The sequence below is a fragment of the Yaniella soli genome (genome assembly GCF_054782375.1).
Window position 1 is genome coordinate 1 of record NZ_BAAGSP010000043.1, and the last position, 14,655, is coordinate 14,655.

General features: G+C 56.5%; 13 protein-coding genes and 2 pseudogenes. 10 read left to right on the forward strand and 5 right to left on the reverse strand.

Translation table 11 applies throughout. The annotated features are described in order from the left end of the window. Positions 1–40 precede the first annotated feature (40 nt). Together ACYVJT_RS14425 and ACYVJT_RS14430 are read left to right on the forward strand one after the other, a co-directional pair. Positions 41–490, forward strand: a complete 450-nt coding sequence (locus ACYVJT_RS14425) for a hypothetical protein (protein WP_499418511.1) — start codon at positions 41–43, stop codon at positions 488–490. A gap of 422 nt (positions 491–912) precedes the next feature. Further along, positions 913–1,569, forward strand: coding sequence for a hypothetical protein (locus tag ACYVJT_RS14430; RefSeq protein ID WP_343957901.1), 657 nt, complete (start codon positions 913–915; stop codon positions 1,567–1,569). A 771-nt stretch (positions 1,570–2,340) separates the two neighbouring features. Here ACYVJT_RS14430 and ACYVJT_RS14435 read toward each other — a convergent pair. Then, positions 2,341–3,580 (reverse strand): annotated as a pseudogene (locus tag ACYVJT_RS14435) (IS110 family RNA-guided transposase). A 327-nt stretch (positions 3,581–3,907) separates the two neighbouring features. Here ACYVJT_RS14435 and ACYVJT_RS14440 point away from each other — a divergent pair. The 3 genes from ACYVJT_RS14440 to ACYVJT_RS14450 all read left to right on the forward strand — a co-directional run bounded on the left by ACYVJT_RS14440 (position 3,908) and on the right by ACYVJT_RS14450 (position 5,212). After that, positions 3,908–4,414 (forward strand): ImmA/IrrE family metallo-endopeptidase, encoded by a 507-nt coding sequence (locus ACYVJT_RS14440; RefSeq protein ID WP_343957899.1) that lies wholly within the window; start codon positions 3,908–3,910, stop codon positions 4,412–4,414. Between the two features lie 83 nt (positions 4,415–4,497). Next, on the forward strand, positions 4,498–5,031 hold the full coding sequence (locus ACYVJT_RS14445) for a Trp biosynthesis-associated membrane protein (protein ID WP_343957897.1): 534 nt from the start codon (positions 4,498–4,500) through the stop codon (positions 5,029–5,031). 49 nt (positions 5,032–5,080) lie between these two features. Continuing rightward, on the forward strand, positions 5,081–5,212 hold the full coding sequence (locus ACYVJT_RS14450; RefSeq protein WP_343957895.1) for a hypothetical protein: 132 nt from the start codon (positions 5,081–5,083) through the stop codon (positions 5,210–5,212). Positions 5,213–5,352: 140 nt separating this feature from the next. Here the strand turns inward: ACYVJT_RS14450 and ACYVJT_RS14455 are convergent, their stop codons facing one another. Next, the gene (locus ACYVJT_RS14455; RefSeq protein WP_343957893.1) at positions 5,353–5,565 is read right to left on the reverse strand and encodes a hypothetical protein; all 213 of its coding nucleotides are present in this window, start codon (positions 5,563–5,565) and stop codon (positions 5,353–5,355) included. A 565-nt stretch (positions 5,566–6,130) separates the two neighbouring features. On the opposite strand from ACYVJT_RS14455, the gene ACYVJT_RS14460 reads away from it, so the two are divergent. From ACYVJT_RS14460 to ACYVJT_RS14480, 5 genes are all read left to right on the forward strand, one after another. Beyond that, entirely contained in the window at positions 6,131–8,992 is a 2,862-nt protein-coding gene (locus ACYVJT_RS14460; RefSeq protein ID WP_343957891.1) for a SpaA isopeptide-forming pilin-related protein, read from the forward strand. A gap of 51 nt (positions 8,993–9,043) precedes the next feature. After that, positions 9,044–10,468 (forward strand): SpaH/EbpB family LPXTG-anchored major pilin, encoded by a 1,425-nt coding sequence (locus ACYVJT_RS14465; protein ID WP_343957889.1) that lies wholly within the window; start codon positions 9,044–9,046, stop codon positions 10,466–10,468. A gap of 122 nt (positions 10,469–10,590) precedes the next feature. Then, entirely contained in the window at positions 10,591–10,770 is a 180-nt protein-coding gene (locus ACYVJT_RS14470; RefSeq protein ID WP_343957887.1) for a hypothetical protein, read from the forward strand. Further along, positions 10,767–11,660 carry a class C sortase gene (locus ACYVJT_RS14475; RefSeq protein WP_343957885.1) on the forward strand — a complete coding sequence of 298 codons (894 nt, stop codon included), beginning with the start codon at positions 10,767–10,769 and terminating at the stop codon, positions 11,658–11,660. The genes ACYVJT_RS14470 and ACYVJT_RS14475 overlap by 4 nt, the downstream gene beginning before the upstream one ends. Positions 11,661–11,682: 22 nt before the next feature. Continuing rightward, on the forward strand, positions 11,683–12,018 hold the full coding sequence (locus ACYVJT_RS14480) for a hypothetical protein (RefSeq protein WP_343957882.1): 336 nt from the start codon (positions 11,683–11,685) through the stop codon (positions 12,016–12,018). A 307-nt stretch (positions 12,019–12,325) separates the two neighbouring features. On the opposite strand, the gene ACYVJT_RS14485 is transcribed toward ACYVJT_RS14480, so the two are convergent. From ACYVJT_RS14485 to istA, 3 genes and pseudogenes are all read right to left on the reverse strand, one after another. Further along, positions 12,326–12,574, reverse strand: a complete 249-nt coding sequence (locus tag ACYVJT_RS14485) for a hypothetical protein (protein ID WP_343957880.1) — start codon at positions 12,572–12,574, stop codon at positions 12,326–12,328. A 29-nt stretch (positions 12,575–12,603) separates the two neighbouring features. Further along, positions 12,604–13,329, reverse strand: a complete 726-nt coding sequence (gene istB, locus ACYVJT_RS14490) for an IS21-like element helper ATPase IstB (RefSeq protein WP_343957878.1) — start codon at positions 13,327–13,329, stop codon at positions 12,604–12,606. Beyond that, positions 13,326–14,567: pseudogene (gene istA, locus ACYVJT_RS14495) on the reverse strand (IS21 family transposase); the annotation flags it as partial. The pseudogene istA and the gene istB, both read right to left, overlap by 4 nt. Positions 14,568–14,655: the final 88 nt, after the last annotated feature.

A 14,655-nucleotide genomic window follows, 5' to 3' on the forward strand; every position in this document is an offset into this window, starting at 1 on the left:
GTCGTCGTTGTCAAGGTCATACTGGGTGCTCCTTTAGTCAGTGCCCCAGCCATCTAACCATCAGTCCGGGTGTCTCACCTCAGTCTGGCAGATAGGGAAACCTCGAACAGAAGAGCAAGAAGCCCGAGCTAAACAAGCTGCGCAACGGAAACTGCTGAATACTTATCGCCGGTATAAGGTGATCATCGAAATCGAGCATGGGGGCACCAGGTACTATCCGGCTTTTCAATTCCGCAACGGACAGATCATAAATGTACTTGCGGAGATCAACCAGAAGCTTATTTCTAGGAGTGTTGATTGCCCGCAGGAAAAAATCGCTGCGGCATTACTCGACTGGTGGGAAACACCTCGTTCAGATTTACCTAAAGCATCCGATGACTCCGATAACTCGCCGTTAAGCCTGTTGGCATCGGTCCCTGAAGCTAGCTTCTCTAAAAGCATTGTTGAAGTAAGTGCTTTAGAAAGCTTCGTCATACCAGTAATGGAATAGGAGCATCGCAAGCAACTAATAAAGTGACACCACTATGCAACACAGGGTCGCGATCGAGATCTGCGCGCCAGGCTAGTTCACTTCCACTGACCTTCGCAGTTTTGGTTAGTCCCGTAGTAGAAGCACTGAAGCTTTTCCTGTCGTCCCGCTCCGACTGGCCCTCAGAAGTAACCTGGTCCAGACTGACCGAAGTCGAAGCCTGGACCTAGTTCGTCTTCAGCCAAGGCGACGGATCCGGCGATGACCTAGATACCTGTGAAGTCCACCAGATGGGTGTGCTCACCGAAACCATCACCGCCGGTGACTCCTTCGATCTGATGGTTGGTATTCGCCCTTGTCAGTCATTGGGTAACTCTGCATTTGATAATGGTGTCCCATGATAGGTTGGCCGGACTCACACCATCACCACTGGGGGTTCGACCATGAAAGGCAATGGCACTGTCATTGCTGCCTTAGCTGTCACGGCAGCGGCACTCACCGGCTGCGGTTCTGTGGACGCCGCAAAAGATGAGGCTGCTCAGGCGCACGTCGAGGGGCTATCGGACGTGCTTGAGGCTCAACAGCTGAAAAATGATCGCGAGGCCCATGAAACCATCTCTGATGCCGAGTCATCACCTGAGTCAAAATTGGCCAGCATCACCGATCCCGCTGAAGCCAAAGAACAAGCGATCGCAGACGGCCGTCCCGAAGCAGCGTGGGATAAATACTGTGTGGCATGGGAGCTACCTGAACCCAGCAGCGCGGATGATCAGTTGGTCAATGACGTAACGCAGACTTATCTAGACCATCACGATGCTGCATGCCCCGATGCTATCGTGCATCCGCACTACCATGCTGACTCGTTTGCCGCCGGTGAGCCCGGGGAGATCATCATTACGTTAGAGGACGCAGCACTCACTGAGTATTTCGTGACCCCCAATAGCGACGGCGGCCTCCAGGATTTCGGTTTTGGTTTCTTTGAAGCTACGTTGGACAGTCACCCTGAATTAGAGATGGTAACAGTCACCGTAGACGGCACCGACAGGTCCTGGACTGCAACACCGGCCCAGTATGAAAACGGGGTTTTGACGGCGAATTAGAGCTCTGAGGTTCGGTTTTCCATACTCTGGTGAACGGCTCTCATGTGAAAACGCCTGGGCTCAACAGCAGCTTGAGACGTTTATGACGTATCAGGCGTCAACAGTTTAGAGGGTTTCAGCAAAGGTTCACCGCAGCGCACTATCACCGCCGTCACGAATCCTGAGCCCGGTGTGGTGCGATTTCAGGTCCGTGACCTCGACTATGAGGACAACGGCTGGTCCCTTGATGGTAGGGCAAGGAACTGTATGTCGTACACCGGCTGCATTGCCTGCTATGTCGATGCCGTGGTTGTTGAGATGAGAGGCGGCGCTCAGTCCGCGTATCTGGACCACGACTAGCCCGAGTAGAGCGCAAATGACCCTGACGTCGTCATTATGGCTTTTCCGATGTGATGTTGCAAAGGCGTCGTTGCACGGATCTGGCGCTGGGTGCACTGCGTGTAACCAATCGTAGGTCCTCGGGAGAGCCGATTAATCGTCGTCCAATCTGGTTCAACGGTAAGTTTGCTTGAGTCATGCAAGGGCGAATCCGGTATGGTCTGCACCGGCTCAATCCATAGGCGGTTGAACAGGCGGAAGCATTTCGCCGATGTGTCTATGCATTCACTGACGTGCGCTGAAAAGCGCTAGCAGCGTGGAGCTATAGCTATGCAGTGACACAAATTGATAGCCTGTGAATAACTCACACCACAATCCACATGTTTTGCGCAGGTGAATTCTCGTCCCTGGAAATGAGTTATGATGTGACGGGGGGTGCCTCTATCATTTTTGTCAAGCGGCTTTGGCAAGATTATGGTCCGTTTTTTGAGGTGTGGGGGCTTGGTAGAAGGTGCCATCGCGCAGCATGGCATACAGGGTATCGAGGCGCCGTCGTGCTAGGGCGATGACTGCTTGCTTGTGGGTTTTCTTCTCGGCGCGTTTCTTGTCATAGTAGGTGCGCGAGGTCGGGTCTTTGGACTTCAAGGAGGCAAAGGCGCTATTGAACAAGGTGGATTTTAGGCGTTTGTTGCCGCCGCGGTTGGCGAATTCCCCACGGATGCTCGTACCTGAGCGCCGCGTGGTGGGTGCGATACCGGCGTAGGAAGCCAAGTGGCCGGCGGTCTTGAACTCTTTACCCCACAACTTCGGTCAGGAGTCTAGCAGCAGTCCTGACACCCACACCTGGCGTGGAGGTCAGGACCGGGGAAAGAGGGTGCGCATCAACCAACGCTTCCACCTGCGATAACACCGCTGCCCGCTGGGTATACAGCTCGGCCAGCTGGGATGCCAACATCGGCACAATAGTGGTAGCCGCACTGGTGCCGGGCACGACCACCGTCTGAGCATCCAAAGCGGCAAACAGCTCGTCCGTGAGCTTGGCTGCCAGCCGGGGATTGTGTTTAGCAATACGCTTGCGCACATGACCCCGCCCAGCGGTCTTCAGGGCCTGCGGGGTGGGCCAGCGGGTCAGGGCATCCAACACCCCGGCGTGCTCGAGTTTGGGTCCCACCACCCGCTCTAGGCCCGGGTCGATTTGAGTCAGCAGCCCACGGAGTCGGTTGCGGGTGGCGGTGGTCTGAGACAGCAGATCATCATCAAATCCAGCCAGCACGGCCAGCTCAGCGATCTGCTCATCCGAGACCGCAATGGCTCGCAACGTGGCGGGCATGGTGCGCGCGGTTTCGGCGATGATGTAGGCGTCCCGGGCATCCGTTTTCGCGCTACCCGCGTGCAGATCAGCGACCCGGCGCATCGTGAGTCCTGGCAGATAAGCGACCTCCACATCGTCCAGGCTTTGAGCCACCGCCACCGGTAGGGCACCAATGGTAGCGGGCTGATCCACCACCAGCAACGCTGGCCCGTGCTGGTCCACCAGCTTGGTCAGCAGCTGGACCAATTTCGGTTCACTGTTGGGCAACGCCTTGTCATAAACCTTCTTCCCGTCCGCGGTGAGCGCGGTGGCGTGATGTTCGGATTTGCCCACATCCAAGCCAATGAATAACGCGTACTGGTCAAGGTTGAATGCCGTCATATCAGACCCCTCCTGGTCGCTAGCATCCCTTGGTTTGATCCGGTTGGCTCAAACCGATAACGGCCAGTCCCAAAATAGTGGTGTCGGTGGGCGGTTCATGCTCGGCATCCACGTTAGAAAACAAGCCCTACCCAAACCCGCTATCTGATCTGCTGGGGCGTCGTGCCTCTATTAGCGATCCACGATCCGCCGCGACCAATTCCCGGGTGAAAACACCCCCCGGATCATCAAGGACTGGGGGCACAAGATCATGCCCAAGAACTGGACCGGCCCACCATCTATCCTGCCGGATATCTGGTGTACTTAGATGCTAACGGGGGAGGAATTATGGACGAATTAGCCTATATAAGAGCTCATCGTGAAGCACAGGTGCTGCTCGATGCGCATTGGGATGGCGAGTACCCCGTTAAGCTTGGACCCATTACTGAAGCTCTGGATGCAGTAAAGTACGAGATGCCGCTAGATGGTGGTTTCTCTGGGGTTGTCTCGAAGCAGCCTGGCGGCGCAGCTGACATTGTTCTTAACTCGGCAGAACCTGCGGTACGTCGACGGTTTACTTGGGCACATGAATTAGGCCACATAGTGGAACGTAGCTCCGTCGCGTCTGACGAGGACTATTCCTTTACAGATACCCGAGGCAATGATTACGACTTGCACGAGTTCTTTGCCGACGAATTTGCAGGTGCTTTATTGATGCCAGAAAATGAGATTCATCGCCTCGAGGGTATGGGTTACTCCATCGCTCAGCAGGCTCGACACTTCGGCGTGTCATTACCTGCGGTACGGCAGCGTCATAAACGCCTGACTATGCAACCAGATCCTGCGTCCGTATAAGTATTTTGCGCACATGCGCCTAATCCGTGTTGCTACCGACCGGCCCTGCACTGCATCTGCTGTCATTACTATGATGTATAGTAATGACAGCTGGTGGTCGCAGATTTGAGGAAGGCATGTTCATCGACAAAGGTGGGGGCAAGGATAATGGAACAGCATTTTTGGCAGCTGCTCTTGGCCTGACAGGACTCACAGCAGCCATCTCAGCATCGCAACGCTGGGTGTCGTTTACGCTCGTCGGCACCAATACCAGCTGCATCCCGCTGATGTCCGGTGGTTCCATGCACGCGTTGTTATTGCCCTTCGGAATAGTGTTGATGATCGCGGCCGCCGGGCTGCTGGTCACCTCGGGGATGTGGCGCAAAATCGTCGCCGGAGTCGGTGCGTTACTTGGCGCGGCGGTGGGCTGGTTCGCCGTCGGAGTGCTGGCCGATCCGATGGCTGCAACCACCAACGCCAGCAACCGGATTGCCGGGCATTTCACCGGGTGGTTAGAAGTTGCCGCGACTATGACGACGTTTTGGCCGGTGATCACCCTGATCGCTGGTGCTTTAGCACTCGTATTTGGCCTGTTCGCCCTGGTGAGACCAGTAGTAGCGCCCGCTGACACCGACTGACTCCGGGTTCCTCTTTGCTGGCACGCGGTAGTATCACCTGACTTAGCGCGTGGCCGCCGGAAACGGCTACGGCAACTTGGGCGGCGAGCCGCAGAGCTTTGATTTCGGTGCGGATCTTGTGGTTATACCGAATGATTCGCAGGTGAATCCGGTGCTGCCCGGGCAGATTCGCAGCGTGTAGTTTGCAGTCGTCGTCGCCGACGGCAGGGCCGACCGTGACCATGTCGTTGATCTGACACCGTTTGTGCTGAATGGTTATCTGCTGGATGTCGTCGCAACCGCACTACTCACCTGCGAAACGGCGGACCCGAACTGCACGAGTTATCCGGTGATCGCCTGGACATTGCACCCGATGCTCAGCCTGAAGATGCCAACACCGTGACACCGAATCGTGGCGACCCGATTGCTCTCCAGCCCGGTGTTGGATCCACGGAGGAACATGCGGTGGGCGATCGCACCATCCACGTCCAAAAGTACTCGGCCGGCGACCAACCACCCGGTACTATCCACCGGAATAGCCGCAATATGACCCATCCCGATACCCTCGGGAGTTGTGCGCCTTGTCCTTTCCTGTGGCTGGAGCCTCCCTGACCCTTCAGCGTGGCTGCACACTCTTGCCCAGCTGAAGGCGCGATCACACTGAAGCAGTGTCTTGGTACCCACTTTCGGACTACTACGCCGACCTCACCGGGGCAATTTGTCATGGGCTTCGACGTAAAAGGACATGTAAATAATTTTTCATGCCGATATTTACTCAGCAGTTTTATTGAATATACGAGTATCTGGAGATCTCGGGTGAGGTGCGAGGTGAGCGAAAAATCCAGAGGGTGACCCTTGCGGGTGGGCCGACAGCATCAGTGGGTGATAGGCCGGGTGATTCAGTGCGAATACGAGGGTGACATGCGCATATGCAAGGGCGGAGGGGAGGGTGATTTATGCGCGGAAGCTAAAATCCGTTGGAGAAAACTCCCGCACGGTGCCTATAGTTGGTGGAGGATTCTTGGAGAACATCACCAGCATCTAACGACATCACCACACTTATTCTGACACCCCGCAGACTCCGGGGTGTTATTTCGAAAACTTTGAAGAGGGGACCCACATGAAGTTAGCCTCGCCTCGCCGCGGATTTGCGGCAATGGCCGTGGCGCTCGTGTCCGCAGTATTGATCCTGCCCAGTGGAGCCGCTGTAGCCGATCAACACGCTACGCCACCCACGAGTGAAGTTGAGACGACAACATCAGTGCCATCAGTGCCGCCTACAGCTCCCGACGATGCAGCATCACCTGCCACCGAGCAGTCTTCATCCCCTGAACCCACCGTTGAAGCGTCAGTCAGCACGGCACCGGACGAACCGGCCGAAGCAGCCGAACCGACCGAAGCTCCGGCCCCTGCTGAGGAGGCGGACCAAGAAGCGGTGCAAAGTGAGCCACTGAACGCTCCTGCACAATCTGGTAGTGCGCTGACCTGTGAGCCCGGTTATGTGTACAGCATGGGACGAGCAGGGCAGGTCTATGAAATCAACCCATCCGGTAGACGTACCGAACTTGCAAACTTTGGTTCCCGGGGTACCGGCAATGCGTTCAACGGCATTGGTATCGGTTCCGGCGGAACCCCAACGTACGCTTATCATCGAGATTCCCAGACGCGGGCAACGATCTACCGCTGGAATGGGCCGGGTAGTGCACCAGAGTCTCTAGTAACTTACACCCATGGGCTCAGCGGTGATTTAGTTGCCGGTGCAGTGGATCTTAACACCGGCGATTATTACTTCGGCGGGTATGAGAGACATTATCGCTATAGCTACGGCTCTGGTTGGTGGCAGACAAAAGTCTATGAGTATCAGTTCCGCATCTGGAAATACAATGCAGCGTCGAACTCGGTGCAGTATGTCGGTTATGTCAATACTGGCATTGATACAGAAGATATCAGCGCAGCTAACGGTGACATGGCCTTCAACGATCAGGGCAACCTCTTCTTCCTCATCAGTGGTGGCAGCCAGGCTGCCATCGGGACGATCACGGCTGGCGAATTGGAGGGGTCACTCGGTGACGAACTGCAGTCATCATCCACAGAAATGAAGACGCTTGGTGGAACAGGCGGTGCTAACGCGAACGGTATCGCTTTCGATGCTGACGGATCGATTTATCTGGGTACCTCGAGTTACCTTTACAAGTACAACCCCACAACGTGGCAGCAGATTGGTTCTCCCCAGAACGTGCTCAGGAACAGTACGGACTTGGCTGGCTGTAGTTCGCCGTCCTCAATTGAGGTCACCAAAAACGTTGTCGATCGAAAAGACGACAATGATCAGTTCACGCTCGAGATGCACAGCGGTAATGACGTGATTGCACAAGCAATCACCGAAGGCTCGGCCACCGGGCGCCAGGAGCACCAGATTGGTCCTGTCCCCGCACTGTATCAAGACACTTTTTCCATCAGCGAGGCGATGGCCGAGGGATCAGAATCTGCGTTGCCAGATGACTATGACACCTCCTGGGTCTGTACTGATGGTGACGGCTGGCAGGACAGTGGCCAAGGCACGACATTTGATGTCACCGTTACGAAGCTAGGTCAGAGCATCGCGTGTGAGTTCACCAACGCACCGCTGTCTGACACCGAGCTGACGCTGGTCAAAGCATTTGATACCAAGTATGGTGCGCCTGAAGACACCGACGACTGGACGCTGACTGCAACGCCAGATGGTGGCGACACCATGGAATTTGCCCACGAGGAAACTCAGCGCGTTGAGGCGGGTGACTACACCATCTCGGAGTTTTTCGGGGACAACATGGCACCGGGTGATGCCGGCTATGACCTGACGGACATCACCTGCACAGCCGATGGACAAGACATTCCGGTGGCCGGTGATGGCAGTGTGACTCTCGAGGATCGCACTGCAACCGAGTGTGTGCTGACCAATGCGGATCAACCCGGCACGGTGGTCTGGCAGAAGGTCGACACCGACGGCAACCAGTTGGCCGGTTCCGAATGGCAGCTGACCGGTCCGGAAGGTTTCGGCGAAGTGCCGATCACCGATAACGGTGAGCATGACGCTGATGACCGTGACGGATACTTCCGGGTGGAGGGGCTGCACTGGGGCCAATACACCCTGGAAGAAACCGTTGCCCCGGATGGCTACGAACTGCTGGAAGATAGCGTGGATTTTGCTGTCCAGGGCACTGACCTGGACTATGCATTCGATGTTGGATTCGAAAACATTGCGATCCCCACCCTGACGCTGTACAAGGCATTCGAAACCCAATATGGCGCTCCCGAAGTCCTAACCGATTGGAACCTGTTTGCCACCTCGGAGGATGACGAGCTGGTCTTTGAACACGGTGAAACCCAACGTGTTGCGGAAGGCACCTACCAGTTGTCCGAAACCTACGGTGCTGACGGCCAGGAGGCTGCAGCAGTCGGCTACGAACTCCAAGAGATCGTCTGCACCGTCGACGGAGAAGACCAGCAGGTCCTTGGGGGTGAGCTGACCATTGAGCAGGATACCGCCATTGAATGTACGTTCATCAACATTGATCTGCCGGGTGCCGTGCAATGGGAAAAAACCAATGCCACCGGTGACCCACTAGCAGATTCGGAGTGGTCGTTATCCGGACCGGATGGCTTCGGAGAGCTGGCAGTTGTTGACAACGGCGAATACGACGTCATCGAAACCGCCGGCACCATTCGGGTGGAAGGCCTGCACTGGGGTGACTACACGCTAGAAGAAACCCAAGCCCCGGCCGGGTTCCAGTTGATCTCTGGAACCGAAGAGTTCCAGATCAGCGGAACCGGACGCGAATACGTCTTTGACGAATCGTTCGTCAATGAACCACTGGCCCCAGGCGAGCTGCCACTGACCGGAGTGTTTTCCGGCAAGTGGCCTTTGATCGGGGCTGCGTCCCTGGCGTTGGCGGTGCTGGGCGGACTGACCTGGTCGCTCCGACAACGCCAATCCAAATAAGACTTGAGCTCATCTCTCATGAACTCATTACCTATCGAAAGGAAGAACACTATGGGTGCTCAGAAACTGAGTCTGGGTAAGCGCCTGGTGGCTGGCCTTGGTACCTTTGCCATGGCGAGTCTGGCGGTCTTCGGTGCGGGCACTGCTGCTCACGCTGATACCATCACCAATGGCAACATCGATGTCGATGCCGAAGGCTCGATTACGGTTCACAAACACGAACAACCCAACGTTGCTGGCGAACCAGCAACCGGTGCACCGCAGAATGTGGATTCACCGGCGCTGGACGGCGTGGAATTCTCACTGGAACGGGTCACCAACATTGACCTGTCCGATCCTGCACAGTGGGATCAAATTGAAGATCTGACCCCGGCCGACGTCGCTGGAGACCTCGAACTCGTCGAAGGACCAGTCGAGACCGTCAATGGTCAGGTGGCTTTTGACGACCTGCCCATCGGCGTCTACCTTGTCACCGAAGGCGATGACAACGGCGATAACAACATCGTACGCAAGGCCGAGCCGTTCCTGGTCATCATTCCAACCTCGATTGATGACACCTGGACCTATGACCTGCACGTCTACCCGAAGAACTCGGTGACCGCACTTGAGAAAGAACTCGATGCAGAAGCCGACGACAACGCCTACGCCCCGGGGGACACCGTGGCATGGAACGTCTCATCTGAAGCACCACAGCTGGCGCCAAACGATGAGCTGAACCGTTTCTCATTTGTTGATGAGATTGATGAGCGTCTGGACTTCACCGGTGTCTCGAACTTCACCTACAACGGTGATGCCTGGACTCAGGACGAGCACTACACTGTGACCGAAGACGGCAAGAACGTGACCATCGAACTGACCGAAGCCGGTCGTGCAGCGATCGTCGCCAACAGCGGTGGCGATCTGGCCTACACCATCAACACCACGATTGCTGAAGGTGCCGACATCGGTGACGGCGTCATCACAAACGACATCATCCAGTTCACCACGGTCAACGATCAAGACCATGAAGTCGAGACTCCTGAAGCCGAGACCTACTGGGGTTCCGTTGTGATCCAAAAAGAGGATGCGGATAACGACAACCGTCTGGAAGGCGCAGAATTCCAGATCTTCCGCAGCCAGGCAGATGCCGACGCTGGTACCAACCCGATCAGCATTGATGGTGTAGAAACCTTCATCACCAACGATGATGGCCTGATCGAGATTGGCCCGTTGAACGCCGGTGCCGAAAACAGCCGCAACTACTACCTGGTAGAAGTTACTCCACCGGCCGGGTACCAGGCTGATGAGACCGTGCGAACCGTGGAAATCACTGCTGGTGTTGCAACCGAGAACATCGTGATCGATAACGACAAACAACCTGACTTTGATCTGCCTCTGACCGGTGCTGCCGGTACCGGGCTGTTCATGGTCATTGGTCTGGCCCTGTTGGCACTCGGTGGCGGACTCTACGCTCGCAACCGCAAAGCTAACGTCTAAGTCCCAAACTCACCAGTAACCGCAAGGGTTGCTGAGCTGAACACACTGTGCGGGGTGTATCCCAAAACGATACACCCCGCACAGACATTTTCATTGCACGCCCAACGGGCAGGAAGCGTCACATGCAACACGTTATGTTCTGGGTACACCAGATCTTCGTCGCCGCCGAACCGTCGATTGTCGACCAAACACCAAACTACGGTGGTCCCACCACGACGGTCTTCTACCTGGCCGGTACCATCTTGCTGGTGGGTGCCCTTGGGCTGTGGGGGATCTACCTGCTGAGGAATCGTCGCAAATGACTGACAAGCCACAACGCAAAACCCCGCTGAAAAATCAACTGCAATTTCTGACCGTCGCACTGCTGGGGGTGCTGGTGTTGCTGTATCCCATGACGGCAAACTGGTTTTCGCAATATAATCAGTCGGATCTGCTGGGCCAATACAGTATTGAAGTCGACCAGACCACCCAAGCCGAGCGTGACGCCGTGCTGCACAGTGCCCGAGAATATAACGCAGGCCTCAATGCCGGGGGCGCATTTGACCCCTTCACCCAGGGACTGGCCGGCCTCGACTCGCAGCCCTATCAAGAGTACCTAAGAGAATTAGAAGGTGTCCCAACCGGTGTGATGGGCCGGGTGGTCATCCCGGAAATCAATGTGGATATGCCGATTTATCACGGGACAACGGAAGAGACCCTACTCAAGGGGGTCGGCCACCTGTATGGCACGGCCTTACCCGTGGGTGGGGAGGGCACTCATTCGGTAATAACCGCTCATTCGGGACTGGCAAACCATCGGATGTTCACCGACCTGCCCGACCTGGTCCCCGGCGATATCTTCACTATCGAAACTTATGGTGAACAGCTGCACTACGAGGTCATCACCATTGACGCAGTCTTACCAAATGAAACCGAAACCCTGGTACCGGAAACCAGCCGAGATCTGCTGACCCTGGTGACGTGCACACCCATCGGTGTGAACTCCCACCGGATGTTGGTCACTGGACAACGCACCGAGATCGAGGAGCCCGCCGAATTTCCGATGGAATCCGAAGTCCCCGGCTTCCCCTGGTGGGCTGTCATCCTGGGGGCAGCGCTGTTGGGTGCCATCGGCTATGTTTGGCGCAGCAACCGTGGTGGTCGCAAGACTGCAACCGCCACAGAAGATCCGCTTGCACGGCTCGAGGCCTAGCTCAGACCCAAGACCTCATTGATTGGCGTTTGTTGCTGACCCATGTGGGTATCACAATGGTCGGCTCTGTGCCGAGGTGATGCACGCGGGCACGGGCAAGGGAGAGATCTTTGCGTATGCAGATGGCACCTGGTTACCGGTAGAACTGCCGGTTGGTGGAGGACATTTATCGTATGCGCAGATCGTCGAGCATGCCGGTGCAACCTATGTGCTCCCGGCGATGGTCGATACTGGACCGCCGACGCTATTTGAACTCGATGAGACCGGGTTGAAATTTGTTGCAGAGCATCGACTGCAGGGTCTGGATGGTGCGCGCCTCGTTGATGGGACGATGGGTGAGCACGAGGGATGTTGGTAGCTGTTTGCCAGTCCACCTGAGGCCCCCAAAGAGCGGTTGGATTGCTATGTTGCTGACCAGCCGGTGGGACCGTGGGAGGTGCACCCGAAATCGCCGGTGTGTTTGGATCCACGCAGTGCTCGCATGGGCGGGCCGATTGTGCGCGCTCACGCGCGGATGATTGGGTGGAGCAAAACGGTTCAGTCGGATATGGCCAGGTGTGTTTTGTCAATAAGAAGTCGGCCATTAAAGCGGTAAGAATCCGGCCACGTGAGCGTGTTTTCCGGCCAAAAGAGCAATATGGCCGGATCCTTAGTGATTTTTGGGGTTAGAAGGGTGGATTGTCGGGGTCGTCTTGGGTTGGTGGTGGCCCGAAGCGGTCGTGGAGCCGCTGCAGGTTTTGGATGGCAGCGTCGAGTAGGTCTGCGGCATGTTCCCGGTTGTGTGGGTCCACGGTCTCTATGGTGGTGCTGATTGTCTCCAGTAGTGTGTTGGCGCGGTCGAGGCGCTGATTGATGTAGCTGTGCCAGTGATCGTGTGTCTGCTGGGCGTCGGGTATTTCTGAGGTGAGGCTCATGATTGGTTGTGCTTTCTGTGGAGGTAGGGTTATTTCATCAGAGCGTTTTTCACGCGGTAGGAATCCCCACGGAATTGGAGTAACCGGCCGTGGTGGACAATGCGATCGATGATAGCGGCGGCCATGGTATCGTCACCGAAGATGCTGCCCCAGCGGGAGAATTCCAGGTTGGTGGTGATCACCAGGCTGCGTTGTTCGTAGCCGTCGGCGATGACTTGGAAGAGCAGTCGGGAGCCTTCGGCATCGATGGGGACGTAGCCCAGTTCGTCAAGGACCAGTAACCGGTTTCTGGCCAGGGCGGCGAGTTCTTTGTCTAACCGGTGGTGGTCTTTGGCTTGGCGTAGGTGCATGACTAGTGATGCGGTGGTGAAATACCGTGCGGGGATGCCTTGGTGGCATGCTGCCGCGGCCAGGGCGATGCCTAGGTGGGTTTTGCCGGTGCCAACGTCGCCGTAGAGCACGAGGTCTTGGGCGTGTTCGATGAACTCGAGGCTGGTCAGCTGGTCGCGGCCGTAATCGGGTGGGAAATGCACTGCGGTCCAGTCATAGCCATCGAAGGTTTTCATGGTGGGCAGTTTGGCGGCTCGTAACAGCCGGTGGCGGCGCGAGGCTTGCCGGGAGGTGACTTCGGCGGTCAATAATCCGTGGAGGTATTCGCGTTGTTTGGGGGTGCCGTGTTGGATCCAGTCGGCTAAGACGCTGGTCGTCAATGAGGTTTCCTTGCCCAGGGCAAGAATATCGTCACTGGTGGTCACGCGGTGGCCTTCCGATCGGTCAGTTGGTCATACACGTCCAGATTCACCACGGTCGTGGTTGGCTGGCTGCCTTGTGCCATCCGGCGGGCCAACATGCCCAAGGCCGCACTGGAGGGCGTATCGCCGGTGGTAATCAGGGTGGTGGCCGCGGTGGTGGCGGTGTCAAAGTCGGTGGCCTGGGCCGCGGCAGCCAACCCAGTAAAGGCTTTGCGCCGTTGGGGCATGCTGGCGGTATCTAACCAGTCGCGTAACGGGTCTGATACAGCAGTCCGGACCAGGGAGTGTGACCAACTACCAGGTTTGGTTGCTAAGAGGGGTAAGAGGGCTGCTGGCTGGAAAATTGTGTCGGGGTGATGACCAAATACACGTTGGAAGGTCACCACTGGGTTGGCGTGTTCATCGAGGATCTCGATGGTGTCTGCTCGGATGCCCACGGTCAACGCCCGGCTATGGAATGCTGGGCCGGCGGCATAGGTGTTGGATTCCACGGTGATATACCCGCGTTTATCCGTTTTGCGGGGTTCATAGCGCACCGGGTCAAATCCGATGCCGGGTAACGGTAAACACGCCGCCAGATCCTGGTCAAATAACTGGCGGATGGGGACATCATGCCGGTAATGCTGTTCACCGGCTAATTCGTCGCATTGGGCTAATAACGTGGTGTTGAGTGCTTCCAAGGACACCGCGTGGGGTTCCGGCACCATAAGATTGCGACGTAAGAACCCCACCGCGTTTTCCACGCTACCTTTCTCATGGCCAGACGCCGGGTTACAGTACCGAGAATGGGTGCGGTAATGTAACCGGAACGCTGAGAACAACGTGGTTTCAATGACTTTATCGGCGACGCGTTTCCCGATTCCGGTGGCGTTGTCGAAAATCATGAGGGTGGGTACTAGCCCGATGTGTTCAAAAATAGTGCGCAGCCCGTGGCAGACGCATTCAGCGGTCTCACCGCGGTAGGCCTGGGCGAAGCGCATATTGGAAAACGGGAACGTCACCACCAACACGTGCAACACCAACCGTACTCCGGCGATAATCGCTTCGGCTTGGCCGAAATCGACCTGGATGGTCCCCGCAGACCAATCCAATTCACCATAGCCTTCCGAGGGTTGGCGGTGTTCAGCACGCCATTGTTTCACAAAGCGCTGGACTGGGGAATACGAGCCTGGATAATCGTGCTCGGTCACCAAGCGGTCAAAGACCCGCTGGGCGGTATGACGTTGTTTATGGGCTCTTCCGGTTTAAGGGTGGGGTTGGTGGTCTAGGCCGCCTGCGATCAGCAACATTCTGAGTCGGTAGTTGTGGGGGTTTCGGAAGCCGCGGGCC